General features: G+C 37.8%; 15 protein-coding genes. 8 read left to right on the top strand and 7 right to left on the bottom strand.

Annotation, left to right across the window (positions count from 1 at the left end; all coding sequences use genetic code 11):
- Positions 1-5: 5 nt before the first annotated feature.
- Positions 6-317 (bottom strand): type IV secretion system protein VirB3, encoded by a 312-nt coding sequence (locus NPX99_RS06540; protein WP_269031077.1) that lies wholly within the window; start codon positions 315-317, stop codon positions 6-8.
- A 14-nt stretch (positions 318-331) separates the two neighbouring features.
- Positions 332-649, bottom strand: coding sequence for a TrbC/VirB2 family protein (locus tag NPX99_RS06535; RefSeq protein WP_269031076.1), 318 nt, complete (start codon positions 647-649; stop codon positions 332-334).
- 323 nt (positions 650-972) lie between these two features.
- On the opposite strand from NPX99_RS06535, the gene NPX99_RS06530 reads away from it, so the two are divergent.
- The 3 genes from NPX99_RS06530 (at position 973) to NPX99_RS06520 (ending at position 4,605) form a co-directional block, all read left to right on the top strand.
- On the top strand, positions 973-1,728 hold the full coding sequence (locus tag NPX99_RS06530; protein ID WP_269031075.1) for a hypothetical protein: 756 nt from the start codon (positions 973-975) through the stop codon (positions 1,726-1,728).
- Positions 1,729-2,758: 1,030 nt separating this feature from the next.
- Entirely contained in the window at positions 2,759-3,604 is an 846-nt protein-coding gene (locus NPX99_RS06525; protein WP_269031074.1) for a TIGR01459 family HAD-type hydrolase, read from the top strand.
- Positions 3,604-4,605 (top strand): bifunctional riboflavin kinase/FAD synthetase, encoded by a 1,002-nt coding sequence (locus NPX99_RS06520; RefSeq protein ID WP_269031073.1) that lies wholly within the window; start codon positions 3,604-3,606, stop codon positions 4,603-4,605. The genes NPX99_RS06525 and NPX99_RS06520 overlap by 1 nt, the downstream gene beginning before the upstream one ends.
- A 226-nt stretch (positions 4,606-4,831) precedes the next feature.
- Here NPX99_RS06520 and NPX99_RS06515 read toward each other — a convergent pair whose 3' ends face one another.
- The gene (locus NPX99_RS06515) at positions 4,832-5,185 is read right to left on the bottom strand and encodes a TIGR01244 family sulfur transferase (RefSeq protein ID WP_269031072.1); all 354 of its coding nucleotides are present in this window, start codon (positions 5,183-5,185) and stop codon (positions 4,832-4,834) included.
- 639 nt (positions 5,186-5,824) lie between these two features.
- Between NPX99_RS06515 and parA the strand changes: the two genes are divergently transcribed.
- The 5 genes from parA to NPX99_RS06490 all read left to right on the top strand — a co-directional run bounded on the left by parA (position 5,825) and on the right by NPX99_RS06490 (position 9,988).
- Positions 5,825-6,454 carry a ParA family partition ATPase gene (gene parA / locus NPX99_RS06510; protein WP_269031071.1) on the top strand — a complete coding sequence of 210 codons (630 nt, stop codon included), beginning with the start codon at positions 5,825-5,827 and terminating at the stop codon, positions 6,452-6,454.
- A gap of 29 nt (positions 6,455-6,483) precedes the next feature.
- The gene (locus NPX99_RS06505) at positions 6,484-6,723 is read left to right on the top strand and encodes a hypothetical protein (RefSeq protein WP_269031107.1); all 240 of its coding nucleotides are present in this window, start codon (positions 6,484-6,486) and stop codon (positions 6,721-6,723) included.
- A 695-nt stretch (positions 6,724-7,418) separates the two neighbouring features.
- Positions 7,419-7,622, top strand: coding sequence for an EexN family lipoprotein (locus NPX99_RS06500; protein WP_269031070.1), 204 nt, complete (start codon positions 7,419-7,421; stop codon positions 7,620-7,622).
- Between the two features lie 1,612 nt (positions 7,623-9,234).
- On the top strand, positions 9,235-9,639 hold the full coding sequence (locus tag NPX99_RS06495) for a flagellar protein FlgN (RefSeq protein WP_269031069.1): 405 nt from the start codon (positions 9,235-9,237) through the stop codon (positions 9,637-9,639).
- Positions 9,640-9,712: 73 nt separating this feature from the next.
- The gene (locus NPX99_RS06490; protein WP_269031068.1) at positions 9,713-9,988 is read left to right on the top strand and encodes a hypothetical protein; all 276 of its coding nucleotides are present in this window, start codon (positions 9,713-9,715) and stop codon (positions 9,986-9,988) included.
- Positions 9,989-10,240: 252 nt separating this feature from the next.
- On the opposite strand, the gene NPX99_RS06485 is transcribed toward NPX99_RS06490, so the two are convergent.
- The 4 genes from NPX99_RS06485 to NPX99_RS06470 all read right to left on the bottom strand — a co-directional run bounded on the left by NPX99_RS06485 (position 10,241) and on the right by NPX99_RS06470 (position 15,131).
- A complete protein-coding gene (locus NPX99_RS06485; RefSeq protein ID WP_269031067.1) occupies positions 10,241-13,141 on the bottom strand; it encodes an autotransporter outer membrane beta-barrel domain-containing protein in 2,901 nt (966 codons plus the stop codon).
- A gap of 132 nt (positions 13,142-13,273) precedes the next feature.
- A complete protein-coding gene (locus NPX99_RS06480) occupies positions 13,274-13,486 on the bottom strand; it encodes a hypothetical protein (RefSeq protein ID WP_269031066.1) in 213 nt (70 codons plus the stop codon).
- A 3-nt stretch (positions 13,487-13,489) separates the two neighbouring features.
- Entirely contained in the window at positions 13,490-13,993 is a 504-nt protein-coding gene (locus tag NPX99_RS06475) for an autotransporter outer membrane beta-barrel domain-containing protein (RefSeq protein ID WP_269031065.1), read from the bottom strand.
- A gap of 187 nt (positions 13,994-14,180) precedes the next feature.
- On the bottom strand, positions 14,181-15,131 hold the full coding sequence (locus NPX99_RS06470; RefSeq protein ID WP_269031064.1) for a hypothetical protein: 951 nt from the start codon (positions 15,129-15,131) through the stop codon (positions 14,181-14,183).
- Positions 15,132-15,293 lie beyond the last annotated feature (162 nt).

The raw sequence follows: 15,293 nt of genomic DNA, 5'->3' as shown, positions 1-15,293 counted from the left end.
TTGTTTCACTGCATAAGTTCCTTATAAGTACGGATAAGGCGTAAGGGGGAAGTCGACCCTCCTCCCCATCTGTTGAGGTTTTTTTGTTTTCCTCGGGTATTCAGCCACGCAAACAATACGCGGAATTGGTTGTGATCATATTTTGTTACTTCGCGCAAAACAAAATGCATCCCAAAACCTAAACCCATCATGGAAAAACTACTTGTTAAAATGAAGAGAATGGTTGTCGCCATGACATTGAGAGCCATCGCCTCCATTGTAACACCTGCAAACATGGCGGGTCGTGTACAGGCAAGGAAAAGAGTATCTTCATTCATTTATGTTGTGCCTGCTAACTGGTTGCGCCCGTTAATTGACCAACGAGAGTGGGGGCTCCAAAAACAATTCCAATGCCGAGAATACAGTAAGCAGCTTTACGTAAATCAATAAAGCCGTACATCCAGCCAATGCCTACAGCTGCAACACATATAATGGCAATAAGCCTTGCTGTGGGACCTGTCATCATCTTAACAATATTATCTAAAACACTATCAAGTTTTCCTAGCCCATTCGTAGCAGGGGCGGCATAAGAAGTATCTAATACAATGAGCGATGTTAAAAGCAGCATAATGGCTATAAACATCATGTTCTTGGATATCTTGTTTGTCATTTTACCTCTCTTTAAAAGAATTCTTTATTTATGGACTTTTATCTCTCCCGAAGAACCTCATTACTTTACGGTTAACAATCTGAACCACTACGCTCCTCCTTTCTAAAAGCTTGAGAGTGATTTTTTCTTACTCTCAACATGCTTTTTTTAAGAGATAAAATTCATCTAAAGATTGTTCTACATAAAAATGGCAATTTTAAGTTGTATATTTCGGCATAGCGAATTTGTGAAAGATCTTCTTTAAAATTTCTTATTCAGAACGAAGAAGGTTGTTGGCAGAATGAAGAAGTTTGTTGGTAAAAATGTGAAAGGGCAGAAAAACAATGAATTTTTTGAGCGAATATATTAAGCGCCTGCGCTTTAAATTCATCGTTATTGTTTACATTATGGGTTCTCTTTTATGGGGAATAAGTCAATATAAAGATAAAATAGATTTGGGCGTTCTCAAAATTACAATGGAAGATACTAGGCAAAATACTGGAATAGAGAGTGTCGATCAGTCTTTGGAAAAGAAAAAGCCAATGGAAGCTCTTACCAAACAGAGATTGACAAAAAACGAACCAGCTCTTCATTTGCAAAAGAGTGTTTTACCAAACAATGGGGTTGTTTTTCAGGGGAAGGCATTTGTTACCAGTGGTGTTACATTTAAATTGTTCACGCCTGTTGCACAATCTTGGCGTAAACATATCACACGCATTGTTCATTTATATGGTGTGGATACTTGTGCACCGCGTCAAAAAGCAAAATTGAACGATCAAGAATGGCACTGTGGTGTCGTTACAACAGCTTGGCTTGTCACTAAAACACTTGGTCAAAATTTATCCTGTAAGCAGGCTCTTATGCACAATGGTATTTCTTATGCGCAATGTTTTATTGAAGGGATTGATCTCGCTGAAGTTGGTCTTGCAGAGGGCATGCTTGTGCTTTCGAAAGAAGATAAAAATCCTCTTCCAGTGCAGTATCGTATTGCTGAAGAAACAGCGCGCAATAAAAAAATTGGTCTTTGGTCTAGTGAATTCACTAAACCTTCACAATGGAGGCGAGACAATGGATCTTACAATCCTTTTGCTGGTTTATGATGCGCTTTATGGAGATATTTTCCTGATGTTTCAGAATCTTATAAAGCCAATTGAAGTGAACCAGAAAGAGAATTGAAAGGAGATATAGGAATTTTTGTAGAGGTTTTTCAGAGAGGTTAATGGATTGTTATATCCCTTTTACAAAACAATATTGCGGTTAGAATTATTTCTAGAGCTATTGTTGAGACAAAGAGCCATTGTTGACACAATTCTATAAGGAAAAACCAGTCTATTCAGATGTAGGCAATAAGAGGATGGTGTTTGAAAATGATTACACACATCGTTGGAGAGAGACGAGAAAGAAGATTGTTTAGAATATCCGCTTATAGATTGTTTTGTCCCGTAAAACATGGCGATTTATCTTACGAAGACCGTAATCTCATCAATTTGATTTCTCACAAGAGTGGAGAAGAAAAAAGGGCGCTCATAATCCACTTGATCTCTAAAGATTGTAAGAAAATCAAGAAAGAAAATGATCTTTAAAACGCAAAGAGAGATTTGTGCTTTAAACAGCTTTGGCTGTCTCATAAGAGTATCATGAAACCTAAAATATGAAATGCTTTCCATGCAATCTATAACATGCTTTTAGGCTTTAAAGTCCACGCATTGATAGGCAATGCCGCATATTGTCTGTTCGGTGTGCGCTTTAAGTGCGTTTGTACCTAGAGACATGGAACTTTTTCTTTTGAACAGTTTTTATGGAAAGATTTCTTTGTTCATTTTTAAAAGAAGAACTTGAGTATTTCAGAGAAGAAACTGTATCACTAGAATAGTTTTTAGAGTTTAAGTTTTTATTCAAAGTAAAGAGCATTGTAGAATTGTAAGCTTTGGAATGATAAGAAGCTTTACGAATTTTATACCACTTCGCTTATTTATTTTATTATTCTTTATGATCTTTCTAGGCGATGCAAATTTTAATGTGAGAAAAATACAGTGTTGAGAAAGCAGATGACAGAAGAATGGTTTTTCGATAAGTCGTTTTTAAGTAAAAGACAGTTTCATAAATGACAAATGTATAAGCAGGTGCAACATGAACGAACTTACCCATATTGATACTGTTATAGAGCGTTACGATGCTGTTTTTTGCGATGTTTGGGGTGTTGTACATAATGGTGTGCATGCATTTGAACCAGCATTGAAAGTGTTGCACAAAATTCGACAGATGGGAAAAAATGTTATTTTCTTGACCAATTCACCTCGACGGCGGGAGGATGTTGTTGCTCAATTGCAAAGTATGAATGTTCATAGCGACTATTATGATGCTATTATTACTTCAGGAGATGTGACACGCGATCTTATTCGTGCTGCACCACGTAAAATTTTTTTTATTGGTCAACAACGCGATGCGGTGTTATTTGAAGGATTAGAGTGCGAACTCGTTGAAGAATGGGAAGCTTCTGCTGTGGTTTGTAGTGGCTTTCTTGAGGATCTTGAAGAAGAACCTTCTGCTTATAAGGATATGTTTCATCGTATGCGCGCACGGAATTTGCCTTTTATTTGTGCCAATCCTGATGTGATTGTCCATTATGGAAATCAGGAGTTTTGGTGCGCTGGTGCATTGGCACATCTTTATCAACAATTAGGTGGGGAAGTGCGTATTGCTGGAAAACCCCATGCGCCCATTTATGAAGGTGCTTTTAAAAAACTTCAAAAAATTCGTGGAACAGTAGAAAAAAGTCAGATTTTAGCGATTGGTGACGGTCTTTTGACCGATGTTAAAGGCGCTGTCCATTTTGGTCTTGATGTACTTTATATCATGGGGGGTATTCACCGTTATGACTATGTGCAAAACGGTATGGTAGATAAACAAGCTTTGCACTCTTTTCTTGAACGTTATGGCTATAAGCCACAAGCGATTATGTGGGCTCTTCAATAATGTCTGATTTTTTGCGTCTTCAGGGGACAAAAATGTTTCCTTTGTCTTGGCGGGGAGCCGTATTGGCACTTGGAAATTTTGATGGTGTTCATTATGGACATCAGGTGGTGCTCCAAAAAGCGCTTGATTTAGCGCGTATAAAAAATAAACCCGCTGTTGTTTTAACCTTTGAACCACATCCAAGGAGTTTTTTTTGCCCCTCTGCTCCTGTTGATCGTTTGACAGAAGCTCCTGAAAAAGCTGAAATTTTTAAAATTCTTGGCTTTAATGGAGTGATTGAACAACCATTTGATGCAGATTTTTCTGCTCTTTTGGCAGATGAATTTATTCGTGTGATTTTAAAACAAGCTTTTGATGTTTCGGTTGTGGTGACGGGAGAAAATTTTCAATTTGGTCATCAGAAAAGTGGAAATTCACATCTTCTTTGTCAAAGAGGGAAAAAATATGGATTTGAGGTTTTACAAATTCCTTGTATCTCTAGCAGACAAGATCGACAACAATTGATCATTTCTTCTAGCACTATCCGTAAGCTTCTCTCACAAGGACAGGTAGAAAGGGCAGCGCATTTGTTGGGCTATCATTATCGGGTGCGCTCTAATATTGTGGAGGGTGAAAAACTTGGACGCCTTTTGGGCTTTCCGACCGCTAATCAGATCTTACCCCTTCAAGCCAATTTGGCACATGGTGTTTATGCCGTACGTTTGCGTCGTGCTAACGGTGTTTTGTATGATGGAGTTGCAAGCTTTGGTTGTCGTCCAACAGTTGTGAAAAATGGTGCGCCGCTTTTGGAAACGTATTTGTTTGATTTTAACGGTGACCTTTATGGAGAAAGCTGCACTGTTTCTTTCATACAATTCTTGCGAGGGCAAGAAAAATTTGAGGGACTCGATGCTTTGATTGCACAAATGCAGCGTGATGAAAAAGCAGCAAAAGCAATTTTGGCGGCAGTACAACCATTTTCGCAGTTAGATAGGATGCTCACTTTTAAAAATATGCTCTAAGTTGATCTGAAAAGGAGAGCAGAGCAGCAAAAATAGCACTTAAACTAACTGCCATTAGGAAAATATACTCTAAAACATCATGAAATATATGTTTTTTCCGTTGTTGGGAAGGGGAATCGAATGTCTGGTGATCGGATTTCAGCATTGTCTTTTTCGTAAGTTTATAAAATTTAAATGGCTTTATCGTTCAAAAATTACTGCTTATTTCTTTATGATTCGTTAAGACTCATGATGAGAGACAGGCTAAACGATAAAGATGTATGGAGCGTGTTCCATGGCGGCAATAGGTGAGAAGAGGTCTAGAGGCTGTCTTTAAGATTGTTTTCATGGTTTCAATCTCTGATTTTTTGATGACCGGTGGCACGATAGGAATATGATAGGCTTTTATACCATAGTGGTGTGCTGCTGCTTTAATGATGGAAAAATCGGGTTGATGCGGGTCTTCTTGATCGGGGCGATTACAAATAATCGTTTTAAAACCAGCTTGTGCTAATGTTTTAATGTTTTCGAGAGTGATTTGGGCGCTGATAAAAATATCAGGGGCGATCTGTTGCAAATTTTCAATTTGTTGCAAATTCATCTTTGTCTATCTCCGATCAGGTATTTTCATGATGTTCTCATGCTTGCTTTCCAAAAGGGCATGATGAGAGTGAGATTTTTTGAGTCAATATTTAACAGAAATGCCGCTGCTGTCGAGAAAAATAGACCTTGTTCAAAAAATGATGTGGACTTGCAAGACATCTTAATCATCAAGGATATATTCATTGCTCTTGTGTTGAATTTTTTGCTTTGGTTGTGGTGCTGATCTGTTGCATAATTCTCTTTCATGAGGACTGTTTTTTTGGAGGGAAAACGGATTTTTCTGGTGCGTTTGTTGAAATTAAAGAGTGGGCTCTAAAGTTTTTTCAACTTGTTTGGATGGTGGTATAACGACTAGGCTTTTCATTCGAGGTATTTTGGGGCAATGCGGAGTTGTAGACTTAAAACTGTAGATTTCTTTAAAAAATATTCTGTTTTCCCTTTGGTCAAGAGGAGCGGTGTGTAAAAGGGGGAGAGTGCTTCAAGTTTTCAATGGAGCCTGTATGGCTGTTGCTTTTATATCTGCGAAAGAGAAGAGGGAAGTGTTTTAAGTGCGCCAGATACTTGCTTCTCCAAAGACTTGTCTCCTTTGTTACTTTCTGTATAATCGCAAAAACGTTAAAGCTGAAAGGCGTAAATCATGATCATTGGACTCTTGAATCAAAAGGGTGGGGTTGGAAAAACCACGTTAAGCGTGAATCTTGCGGCTAGTTTTGCACGGGCTGGAGCACGGGTATTGCTTATTGATGGTGATCCACAAGGGAGTGCTTTAGATTGGGCAGCTGCTCGTGAAGGTGCTCCTTTGTTTTCAGTTGTTGGTTTGCCGCGTGCAACGATTCACAAGGAGATTACACAGATTGGTCATACTTATGATTATATTGTTATCGATGGTCCTCCACGTGTGACTGATCTTGCCCGCAGTGCTCTCATGGCTTCGGATGTTGTGCTTATTCCGGTGCAGCCTAGTCCGTATGATATTTGGGCGGCAGATGGAATTGTAAAGCTTATTGATGAAGCACGCGTCTATAAAGAAAATTTAAAATCTGCTTTTGTTATTAATCGTAGAATAGTCAATACAGCGATAGGGCGTGATGTAGGTGAAGCTCTTGGAGGGTATCCCGTGCATGTCCTTTCTGCTAGCGTTGCACAACGCGTGATTTTTGCAGAAGCCGCAGCACAGGGAAAAGCTGTTTATGAGGTTGATCAGCAAGGACCAGCAGCTGCAGAGATTGAAGCTGTTGCAGTGGAAATCAAGGAGTTTGTACAATGAATAAAACAATTAAAACTGGGAACAAAACAATGAAGACCGGAAATAAGAAAATCAACATTGGCACAAAACCAACCAATAAATCAATTCCTTTAACAGCTGATGCATGGGTAGAAAGCCGCAAAGGAAGTATGGAGGAAGGTATGAAGCGTCTCACCATTGATGTGCCGGAAAGTTTGCATCGTTCGATCAAGATGAGTTGTGCTAGCCGTGGAACAAAAATAGCAGATGAGGTGCGTGAATTGCTTTCACAGAAATACGGAAAAATGTAAAAAATGATATACGATAATACGTTTCTTTTGCTTTAATTGTTCTTTCTCCTTTGATTTGTAAGATTCATTCCATGGCATGATACAAATTTCTATGTTTTACAGGATTGAACATTATACAATTGGATATGAATATGCTCTTCTCCAGCATTTCTCTAAAGTTGTTATTATATTTAAAGTAATACAGCTTGTTTGTTGTATAGCACCTAAAGAAGCATCCCCATTTGCTTTATGGAATTTTATTGATAAGGATTTTGAGCAAGAGATTATTTTTTGTTTATTGCACTCTAAAAAAAGAAAATGTTGCAATTAAACAGTAGCGCGTATGTCATGAATTTATTCTGTTAAACTATTAAATGCGTGCCATATAGGGAGAATTTCCGTGCTAAAAATAAATAATCCGTTTATGGGAAGTCTATTTCACAGAATTTATTCTTTCATAAAGCCATTATAACAGTAACACTTTTTAGCGCTAGGCTTATTGTTTCTGGTGGTGAAGAAATTGTAGCTTAGAGGAGTTGAAGAAAGATGGGAAATTACGCGATAAATAGGTAACAAAATGTATAAAGTAGGGAGAACTTATAAAATCCATCTCAAAATTGTAAAAACACTAAACAAGTTCTTAGAAGAAGTTTTAATCGAGCACTAAAACAGTGTTCAAACTTTTTAAATCTAAAAGATAGAAGGGGAAATTCTTTATGAAAAAAATCATTATAACAGCATTGCTTCGTTGTATTGGATTTATCGTTACTGATTGTAAGGATAAGATCTATAGCGTAGAAAATTTAAAAAAAGATCCCAAATTACTCGACGAATGGTATCTAAAATGCGCAAAGGCAGGACCATCTGTACAAGCATCACAGAATTGTAAAAATGTTTTGCAAACGAGTAGAGGGCTTTAGACATATCGCTACAGTTATCCCAAAATTGTAAAAATGCTGGATAAGCGCTTGGTGAAATTTTAATGGGAGATTAAGAAACTCTACTAAAGATTTCGTAAGTTAGAAAAAGTATAAGACAGCAGTGGATAGACAAAAGTCATTGTAACAATTGTGTTTTTTGCTTTCTTTCAAGAAAGAGTGAATTTTGACTTGAACGCAAAGAATGTATATTCCAATAAATGGAAAACCTCCTATTTTTGTGAAGGTTTTCTGCTCTTTAAGATGCAAGAGACAGTCTTTATAAAAGAAAACCGATTTGCATTTGAAATATAAGTATAAGTTTCCACCACATATATACTTCGCTAAAAGCCAACAAAGTTTAGGGAAGTGTTCTACTCTTTAAACAAGAGTCGAAGATGCTAAGATTCTTTTTATTTCTCATAAGTATTTGAGGCGTTTTAGCACTGTAGGGTATAAAACAGTATTGCTTTGTTGTGTATTCATTTGTTTTTTATGTGCTCGTTTCATGTAGCAAATTGCTAAAACACCACAAATCCTCAAATAAATTGGTGAGTACTAAAAATCCCCAAATTTATTGCGCCTTTTCTCAATGAACAACGATCTTTAACTCTTTTATACAAGCTTTGTGAGTGATGCTACATCATAACGAGATTGGCGATAAAGCTGCTTTTATGAAGAAAAAATCCAATATGATCAGTAAAAAGAAGAACAATGAGCTTTCTATTGAATATTGAGAATAAAACAAAGCGTTCACAGCAGAAGTTTTGTTTTGCAAAGGAAATCTATGATTTTTCTTTTAGGGATGAAATGCGTGTGCAGCAAAGGTGTTCATAAGTGCGCACTCTGTTCTTGAGCAAAATGATCTACAAGAAAGAGGCATTTTAAATAAAATACTAAAAGTGTTCGTGCAGAGCTGTTTTAAGGGCTTATGGGGTCAAAAGATTATAAAACGGTGTGTTTTAGAAACTCTTGAAAAGGTTAAGGAAATCCTATATAGTCGTTCATTGCAAAGAAAAGCGAATGATAATTAAAAAAGGGTAATCGTTGATTATTGTAAATTATCTTTTTGATATTATCGCATGGTTATGTTCAGAAGGTGTTTTTCTTGCATTTTGTGCAAGGTACTGTGAGTACGAGGAGTACAGCGTGTAAGAAATCAAGCTTTCTGGGCAGATATGGGCTGACCCTGTAGAGCGCTAAAGTAACGTCTCGGCAGAGTGAAGCCAAAGACTATGGAGGGTAAAATATTGAAATCTTTAAAAAACTCAAACCTTTATATACATCAAATTTTGTCTAGATTAAGGCATTATCGTTGTTCATCGAAAAAAGGTGCAATAAATTTGGAGATTTCTGATATTCCCAATTTGTTTAAGGATTTGCAGTGTTTTAGCAAATTGATATTGTGCTAAGGGTGGTTTTGGAGCAAAGAAAAAACATTTCATAAAATGCGTTGAAAATTGAAGTGGTATGCGCTTTTAAGGATTATCGTGCTTTTTGTCGGAGCAATTTTGCACAATGAACTCAATTGAGTGTATCAGCATTGAAGAAAAGCTGTTTAATCTCCCTTATTTGTGAGCAAGATTGAACAATATTATAAAGGGGAAAGATAAAAATGTCTGTAGTGCAATATGGTGATGATAGTTTTGCATCAAGAGCAAACGTTCTTGATAATAATCTTATTGATCGTGACTGGGCAATGACAAAATTTGTGGCTGCTGTTAAAGGATTGGCACAAGTGGTCGATTATGAAAGCAATATGCTAGAGAGCAATGGTGTTCCAGATTATGAAGAAATAAATTTATGTAAAATACGTGGCTTGCGTGACCTTAATAAATCTATAAGCGATATAAAACGCTACATGAATGAAGATATTGAGAATGAGGTTGAAAGCTTGTTGTCGGATTTACAGGAAAAATTACATCGTAATAGCGAATTACTTCAAATGCATTTGGATGCAGTCAACAATCTTTCGCAAGCTATGCAAGGAGTTGCCGCTCGTACAAAAGAAACGCTTTGATCCAGTTTTGATCAATGCCATAGATTTTGGGTGATTAAAATAATGATGTGCTGTATGGCTTTGTCAAGCAGAGGTGCGCGTTTCAAACTCTATTGGGTATTATCATTCGGCATCTTTTATTATTCACAATAATGGGTGCAATTGGGAATTGGTGCGTTTGGGATTGATCCAATGTGAAAAAGTCTACTCTTTGCTCTTTTTTCTAGCACTCAATGTTGAGAGTGCTCTTGCGTTTAGACGATTCATAAGAGGCATTTTTACTCCTTTTTATAGTTTTTATCCACACGCCAATCCCACTTGTAACGCGCAAGCAGATGTTTTGGCGGATGGTTTGATTGCTTCAACATAAAATAGGATTGAAATGAGAGAACCCCACAGTATTCGAGGCTCTCATTCAACAGACAAAACGATAACTTATCATTATAAATCAAACATATTGTCTGTTGAAAGAATGATTTTACAGAGAGGGTGTGTATCTTTCTCTTTTGTTTATTGAGTGGTTTTTTAGCATTTTTATAAGATTTTTTTTGAAAAAGAAAATTGCATCAAAAAAAAGCAGCACTCTGTGCTGCCTTTTCTTAAAATTAATACTTATTCTGCTTTAAAAACGATAACTTATTCCACCGGAAAAATTGGTTCCAGAAACACCGGCTTTTTGGAGTTTATGCCGATAGCTAATATCACCATGAAGTGCAATATTTTGGGAGAGGGTAGCATTCACACCAATACCTCCTTCAATGGCAGTGCCGGTAGGATCAAGATAGAATGTGTCAGCAATTTTTATCGTTTCACCATCAGCAAAAGCTTTGAGTATGTTCAATTTGCCATAGAAGGAGAAAGTGTTGGCTTCTTCTTCGCTTGTGAGAGTTTGTGTCAAACGTCCACCCATACGGACCAACCATTGACGTGGATTGCCCATATCAATTTCTAAACCATTGGCATCTGATAGAACATCGAAGATAAGATTTTGATAAATGAATTGCGCTTGTGGCTCAAACATCAGCCCCTTTGTACCGGTTGTTATTTTTTGACCAACGGTAGCAGATATATTGAGTGTTTCGGTACCATCCAATTTTACAGCATTTCCAACAAGAGCTGTCGTAATATTTCCTTTTAGTGTTCCGTAGGAAAGAAGCGCATTTACATAGAGACCATTGCTGTGTTGGATGCCGCTGTAAGCTGTGAGTGACCATTTATCAAGCGTTGTCTTTTCAGAATCTTCCATGTCCTTTGGAGTAAAGCCAAGTTTTCCGTATGTTCCTAAAAGACCAAAATGTGTACGGATATCTTCACCTTCTAGTGTTGCCAATACGACACCGAGTTGTAGCCCAGTATAGTTCACATCAGCACCGTAGCCATAGTGCAGGGGGGCACGGTTAGAAAATAAAGTCACCTTCTCACCATAGGAGGACAAGAAGATGCCGTTCTTTTTATTCTTTTCTGTTCCAAATACTGCTGTACCCATATTATCTAATAGCACATTTTGATTATTTACATCAGCAAATCCAGCAGAAAATAAAGCATTGGGCATGACCAAATAATTTGCGACCTGCGGTAAAAGTGCTCGCACTTTCTTATCCTTATCAAGGTAAGCATTTTGCAACCGGAAATCCCAGAAATTCCGATCATTCTTCCCCAAAAGATTTTGGCTTGCATGAGATGTCCCTGGTGCATAACCCGTGAGTATGTACTTATAAGGCAAACCTTCCCTCGTCATATAGTCCCCCGCTAACTTGAATGAGGTTTCATCCGCTTTTCCAAAAACTTGAATGAGCGAAATTCCATGCGTCTCTAAAGGAAGGGAAATCATGTGTTCTCCCCGAACAGAACTGCTCTCGGTTATCTTTTTCTCCTTTTTTAAAAGATTAACATGAACCACAGTATTCCCTGATACGTCACCATGAATGACAACACGATCAGTTTTTTGTTCTTCTATTGGAGAAGAACTGCTCCATTGAGAGTTCAAATGAAGCGCTGTGCTACCTTTTGCACTATAAACTACTGGTGCATTGGAGTTTTCATTTTCTCGTTGCGGGTGAGACCCTATAAACAAAGTCTGGTATTTTCCCTCTGTTGGCTTTTCAAACATAATCATGCTGTCTGTGAGCTTGAGTGCAGAGAGGTTAGAGAATGATTTTTCATCACTACCAAACTGCGCATAATCAGTGGGCTCTTTATCATTATTTATTGCGTTTTTACTCGCTTTTAAAAGCCATTTTGAGCCGTTTGTGAAATCAAAAACTATTTTGCTCTCTTCTGATGTTCTTACCCGCCCTTCTAAAAGGGAATGATTTGCCGTTAACAGAAGAGGAGCAGCAGTTTCACTTTTTAGTAAAACATCAGCATGAATTTCTGAATTTTTGAGGTTGATTTCGTTGTTTATGTATTTCCCATAAACACCAATACCAATACCATTTTCAACAAAAAGCTTCGTATTCTCCAGTGTTATTCTGTTTGCAATGTTTTGCTCTTTTGAGGCAGCATCAGCTTTTTCTTCAGCATTGCGTATATCTTGTTCCGCATCGCGTATATCTTGGTTTTCTAACACGTAGGAGAGAGCATCTTTGAGAACGATACCATCAGATTTATAAAGTCCCGTAACATATACGGTCGAATCTTTAAGCTTTATTGTACCATTGCTGCTTACCAATCCAGCTGTTTCTGCTGTTGCAACAATATTGGAAGCATCAATAGTTCCCCCTTCTGTTGTACTCAGTGCAACAAAACCTGCAGCAACTGTTCCTCCTCGTATTTGGGCTACGGAGTTTTTCCCCTCTACATAGACAGCAAAATACTTGTCGTAAATGTTAACATCACGCAAAGTTACAGTTTCATTGTCTTTAACTACAACCACAGATTGTATATCCTTACCTTGTACTGGTTTTTCAGGCTGTTTTTCTGGTTGTACGCTTACCGGTTTTGCAAGTTCAGGTTTTTTAGGTGCTTCCTGTACAAGCACTGGTTCTTCAGGTCTTGCTTGTGGAGGCATAGAAGGACTTGATGGTTTCTCTCCAGTGACAAGACCTGTGGAAGAAGAGGCACCTTGGCGTCTTCTGGATTTCGCGGGTCCTGCCGCTGAAGATTCCATATCATTTCCTGAGAGTACAGGATTTGCAGGTGGATAGTTCTGTAGACTTCCTCTGGAGTTAGACTCAGTATTTGAACTTTCTGTACCTGTCCGAGCACGTTGAAGCTCTGGTCCAGTGCTAGGAGGCCTATCAGTTTCTGTATTTCTTGGTGAGGTTTCTTCTTTATGGTCTTGAGATGAAGGACTTCCAGTTCCTGTAGGGCTAGGTATTACAGTAGGTGTAATAGTAACTGTAGGTTTTGTCGTTGAAGGTGTCCTGATTGAATATCCATCCACTTTAGATGGAGTTCTTAAGCTATCAGAAGGAGGGTAGCCTACAGTTGATGGTAGAGTCGTTACAGAGAGGGCATAGGATAGGCTGGAAGAGCAAAAAAAAATTCCAGAAAGTGTGCAGAGCAAGAAGCTTTTTTTCATGAGATATATTCCTAAATATCTGCCCCCTCTCTTAAAAAATAAAATTTTTTAACCCATTATGTTTCTTTTTTAAATTGCAAAAAGAAACATATGTAGCGCTGTCTATATTTCAAGATGTTAATTAAATTATTTTTAAAAACGGTAGTGCATTCCAGCGGAAACGCTCATTCCAGAGAGTCCCGCTTTTCTGAGTTTATGTTGATAACTAATATCACTATGAAGCGCAATTTTTTGTGATAAGTGTGCATGAACACCAAAACCACCTTCAACTGCAATTTCCATAGAAGGAAGTTGGAAACTCTTACCCATTTCTATGGCACTCTTATGACCAAAAGTCTCAGTCATGTATCATTTGCTATAGAAGGAAACAGCATGACCTTTATTTTGTGTTAAACGACCACCAATATGCAGCATGCCTTGATGAAGATTACACATATTCGTTTTGAAGCTATCGGTATCTGGGAGGATGCTAAGCATGAGATATTGATAGGAAAATTGTGCTTGGGGTTCAAGGATGAGCCCTTCAATATTAAGGGGGAATTTCTGACCAACGGTGGCAGAGACACTCACTGTTTTTATGTTATTTTTAGTCTTTCTTATGAGAGTGGTGCTGTTATTTTCTTTGAAAATTCCGTAAGAGAGGAATGTGTTGGCATATATTCCATTATCATGCTGGATGTTTCCATATGCTGTAAGAGACCACTTATCGAACGTACTCTTTTGAGAGCCTTCTCTATCTTTTGGGATGAAAGCGAGTTTTCCGTATGACCCCAGGAGACCAAAATCTGTGACGGTATTTTGATCTTCGAATGCGACCAATTTAACACCTGCTTGTAGAACTGCATAGTGCATATTGGCATTAACGTTCTCTTATGGTATATTAACACTGCGAGAGAACGTAAACTTATTCCCATAAGTAGAGAAGAAAACCCCATTTTTTTATTCTCTTTTGGTTCAAACGTTGTTATTCGCATATTGTCTAACAATATATTGTGATTGTTTATATCAGAAAATCCAACGGCAAAAAGAGCATTAGGCATTACCAAAGAGCTTGCCATTTGTGGCGTGAGCATTTTGGTTTTTTTTCAGAATTAAGCGGGGCATGAGAGAGGGCTACGGTTTTGTTATTGTCCGCAAGCTTAGATGGTTTTTCAGTATCACCGGCAGTTTGGCTCGTCGTCTCAATCTTTAGGGGTAAATTCACATGCGCTTTTGATGATGTGTTAGGCGTTGTTTCCAGAGTAGAGGAAGTGGTGTTCTTTACGCGTTCACCACTAAGATAGGATTGTCTATCGTCATTCAAAGCCTTTTTGATTTCTTCTCGTATAGCATTAGCAAGAGCCTTGTTTTGTCCTTGTAAGGCACTATCCACAGCTGCCGCTTTGTGCAGCATGTCCGCTTTATCTTGTAGCTCTTTCCAAGCGCGATTATCTTCCTTTACCCATTCTGTACGTTGGGCATCAACAGGACGTTGATTATCGGCTTCAAGTATTGCTGCTGCCTGTCCGGATTTGAAAAGTGCATCATTGTAACTTTGTAATAAATGTTCTCTTGTTCTCAAACGGTTTTGACGTGATTGCTCAATCTGTGTTCTGGCTTGCATCCTGTATTGTAAGTTTCTATCATACCTATCAGACATGGCGCGAGCACGTACATCACTAAGATTCTTCTGTAACTCATTTTTATGTGCACTAGAGTTATATCTACCGATTCCTGAAAAATAGCTATTAACTCTATTTTCTATCTCGTTCTCTTGTTCTTGAAGCATCTGATCAAAATATGAATTTCCTCCTATAAAATCACCAGATGCTATTTTTTCAAGGTTTTTTTCTGATGCTGTTGGAATGTTGGTTAAATCAATTAAATAGCGATATTGTTCAGGTGCTTTAATAAGCTCTTCGAGTGTATTGCGTGTTTGGGCATTTAAACCAGAGGCGTTGCTTGTGAGGGTAAAGGTAAAATAAGAAAAAAAGCATAAGCGGCTGTACACAAGAATAAACGCTTTTTATGCATAGAAATGCTCCTCAATATTTTTTTGATGAAAACAGAATAATTTTTTGTTTCATTACGTTTTTTGTAATGCAGAAAAGATATGCGGCGCTGTTTATCTTTCAGCGCCGCGTATGTTTTAAAAATAGAAACTAAAGACTTC

The sequence above is a fragment of the Bartonella sp. 220B genome (assembly GCF_026930205.1).
Taxonomy (GTDB): domain Bacteria; phylum Pseudomonadota; class Alphaproteobacteria; order Rhizobiales; family Rhizobiaceae; genus Bartonella.
Note: the sequence above shows the minus strand (reverse complement) of the source record. Positions and strands in the feature narration are given on the sequence as shown.

What these genes read in the sequence shown, in the direction of transcription:
- NPX99_RS06535 (WP_269031076.1), bottom strand. Translation starts at nt 649, where the DNA reads ATGACAAACAAGATATCCAAGAACATGATGTTTATAGCCATTATGCTG.
- NPX99_RS06520 (WP_269031073.1), top strand. Translation starts at nt 3,604, where the DNA reads ATGTCTGATTTTTTGCGTCTTCAGGGGACAAAAATGTTTCCTTTGTCT.
- NPX99_RS06515 (WP_269031072.1), bottom strand. Translation starts at nt 5,185, where the DNA reads ATGAATTTGCAACAAATTGAAAATTTGCAACAGATCGCCCCTGATATT.
- NPX99_RS06530 (WP_269031075.1), top strand. Translation starts at nt 973, where the DNA reads ATGAATTTTTTGAGCGAATATATTAAGCGCCTGCGCTTTAAATTCATC.
- NPX99_RS06505 (WP_269031107.1), top strand. Translation starts at nt 6,484, where the DNA reads ATGAAGACCGGAAATAAGAAAATCAACATTGGCACAAAACCAACCAAT.
- NPX99_RS06525 (WP_269031074.1), top strand. Translation starts at nt 2,759, where the DNA reads ATGAACGAACTTACCCATATTGATACTGTTATAGAGCGTTACGATGCT.
- NPX99_RS06540 (WP_269031077.1), bottom strand. Translation starts at nt 317, where the DNA reads ATGAATGAAGATACTCTTTTCCTTGCCTGTACACGACCCGCCATGTTT.
- NPX99_RS06500 (WP_269031070.1), top strand. Translation starts at nt 7,419, where the DNA reads ATGAAAAAAATCATTATAACAGCATTGCTTCGTTGTATTGGATTTATC.
- NPX99_RS06485 (WP_269031067.1), bottom strand. Translation starts at nt 13,141, where the DNA reads ATGAAAAAAAGCTTCTTGCTCTGCACACTTTCTGGAATTTTTTTTTGC.
- NPX99_RS06495 (WP_269031069.1), top strand. Translation starts at nt 9,235, where the DNA reads ATGTCTGTAGTGCAATATGGTGATGATAGTTTTGCATCAAGAGCAAAC.
- NPX99_RS06475 (WP_269031065.1), bottom strand. Translation starts at nt 13,993, where the DNA reads ATGCACTATGCAGTTCTACAAGCAGGTGTTAAATTGGTCGCATTCGAA.
- parA (WP_269031071.1), top strand. Translation starts at nt 5,825, where the DNA reads ATGATCATTGGACTCTTGAATCAAAAGGGTGGGGTTGGAAAAACCACG.
- NPX99_RS06480 (WP_269031066.1), bottom strand. Translation starts at nt 13,486, where the DNA reads ATGACTGAGACTTTTGGTCATAAGAGTGCCATAGAAATGGGTAAGAGT.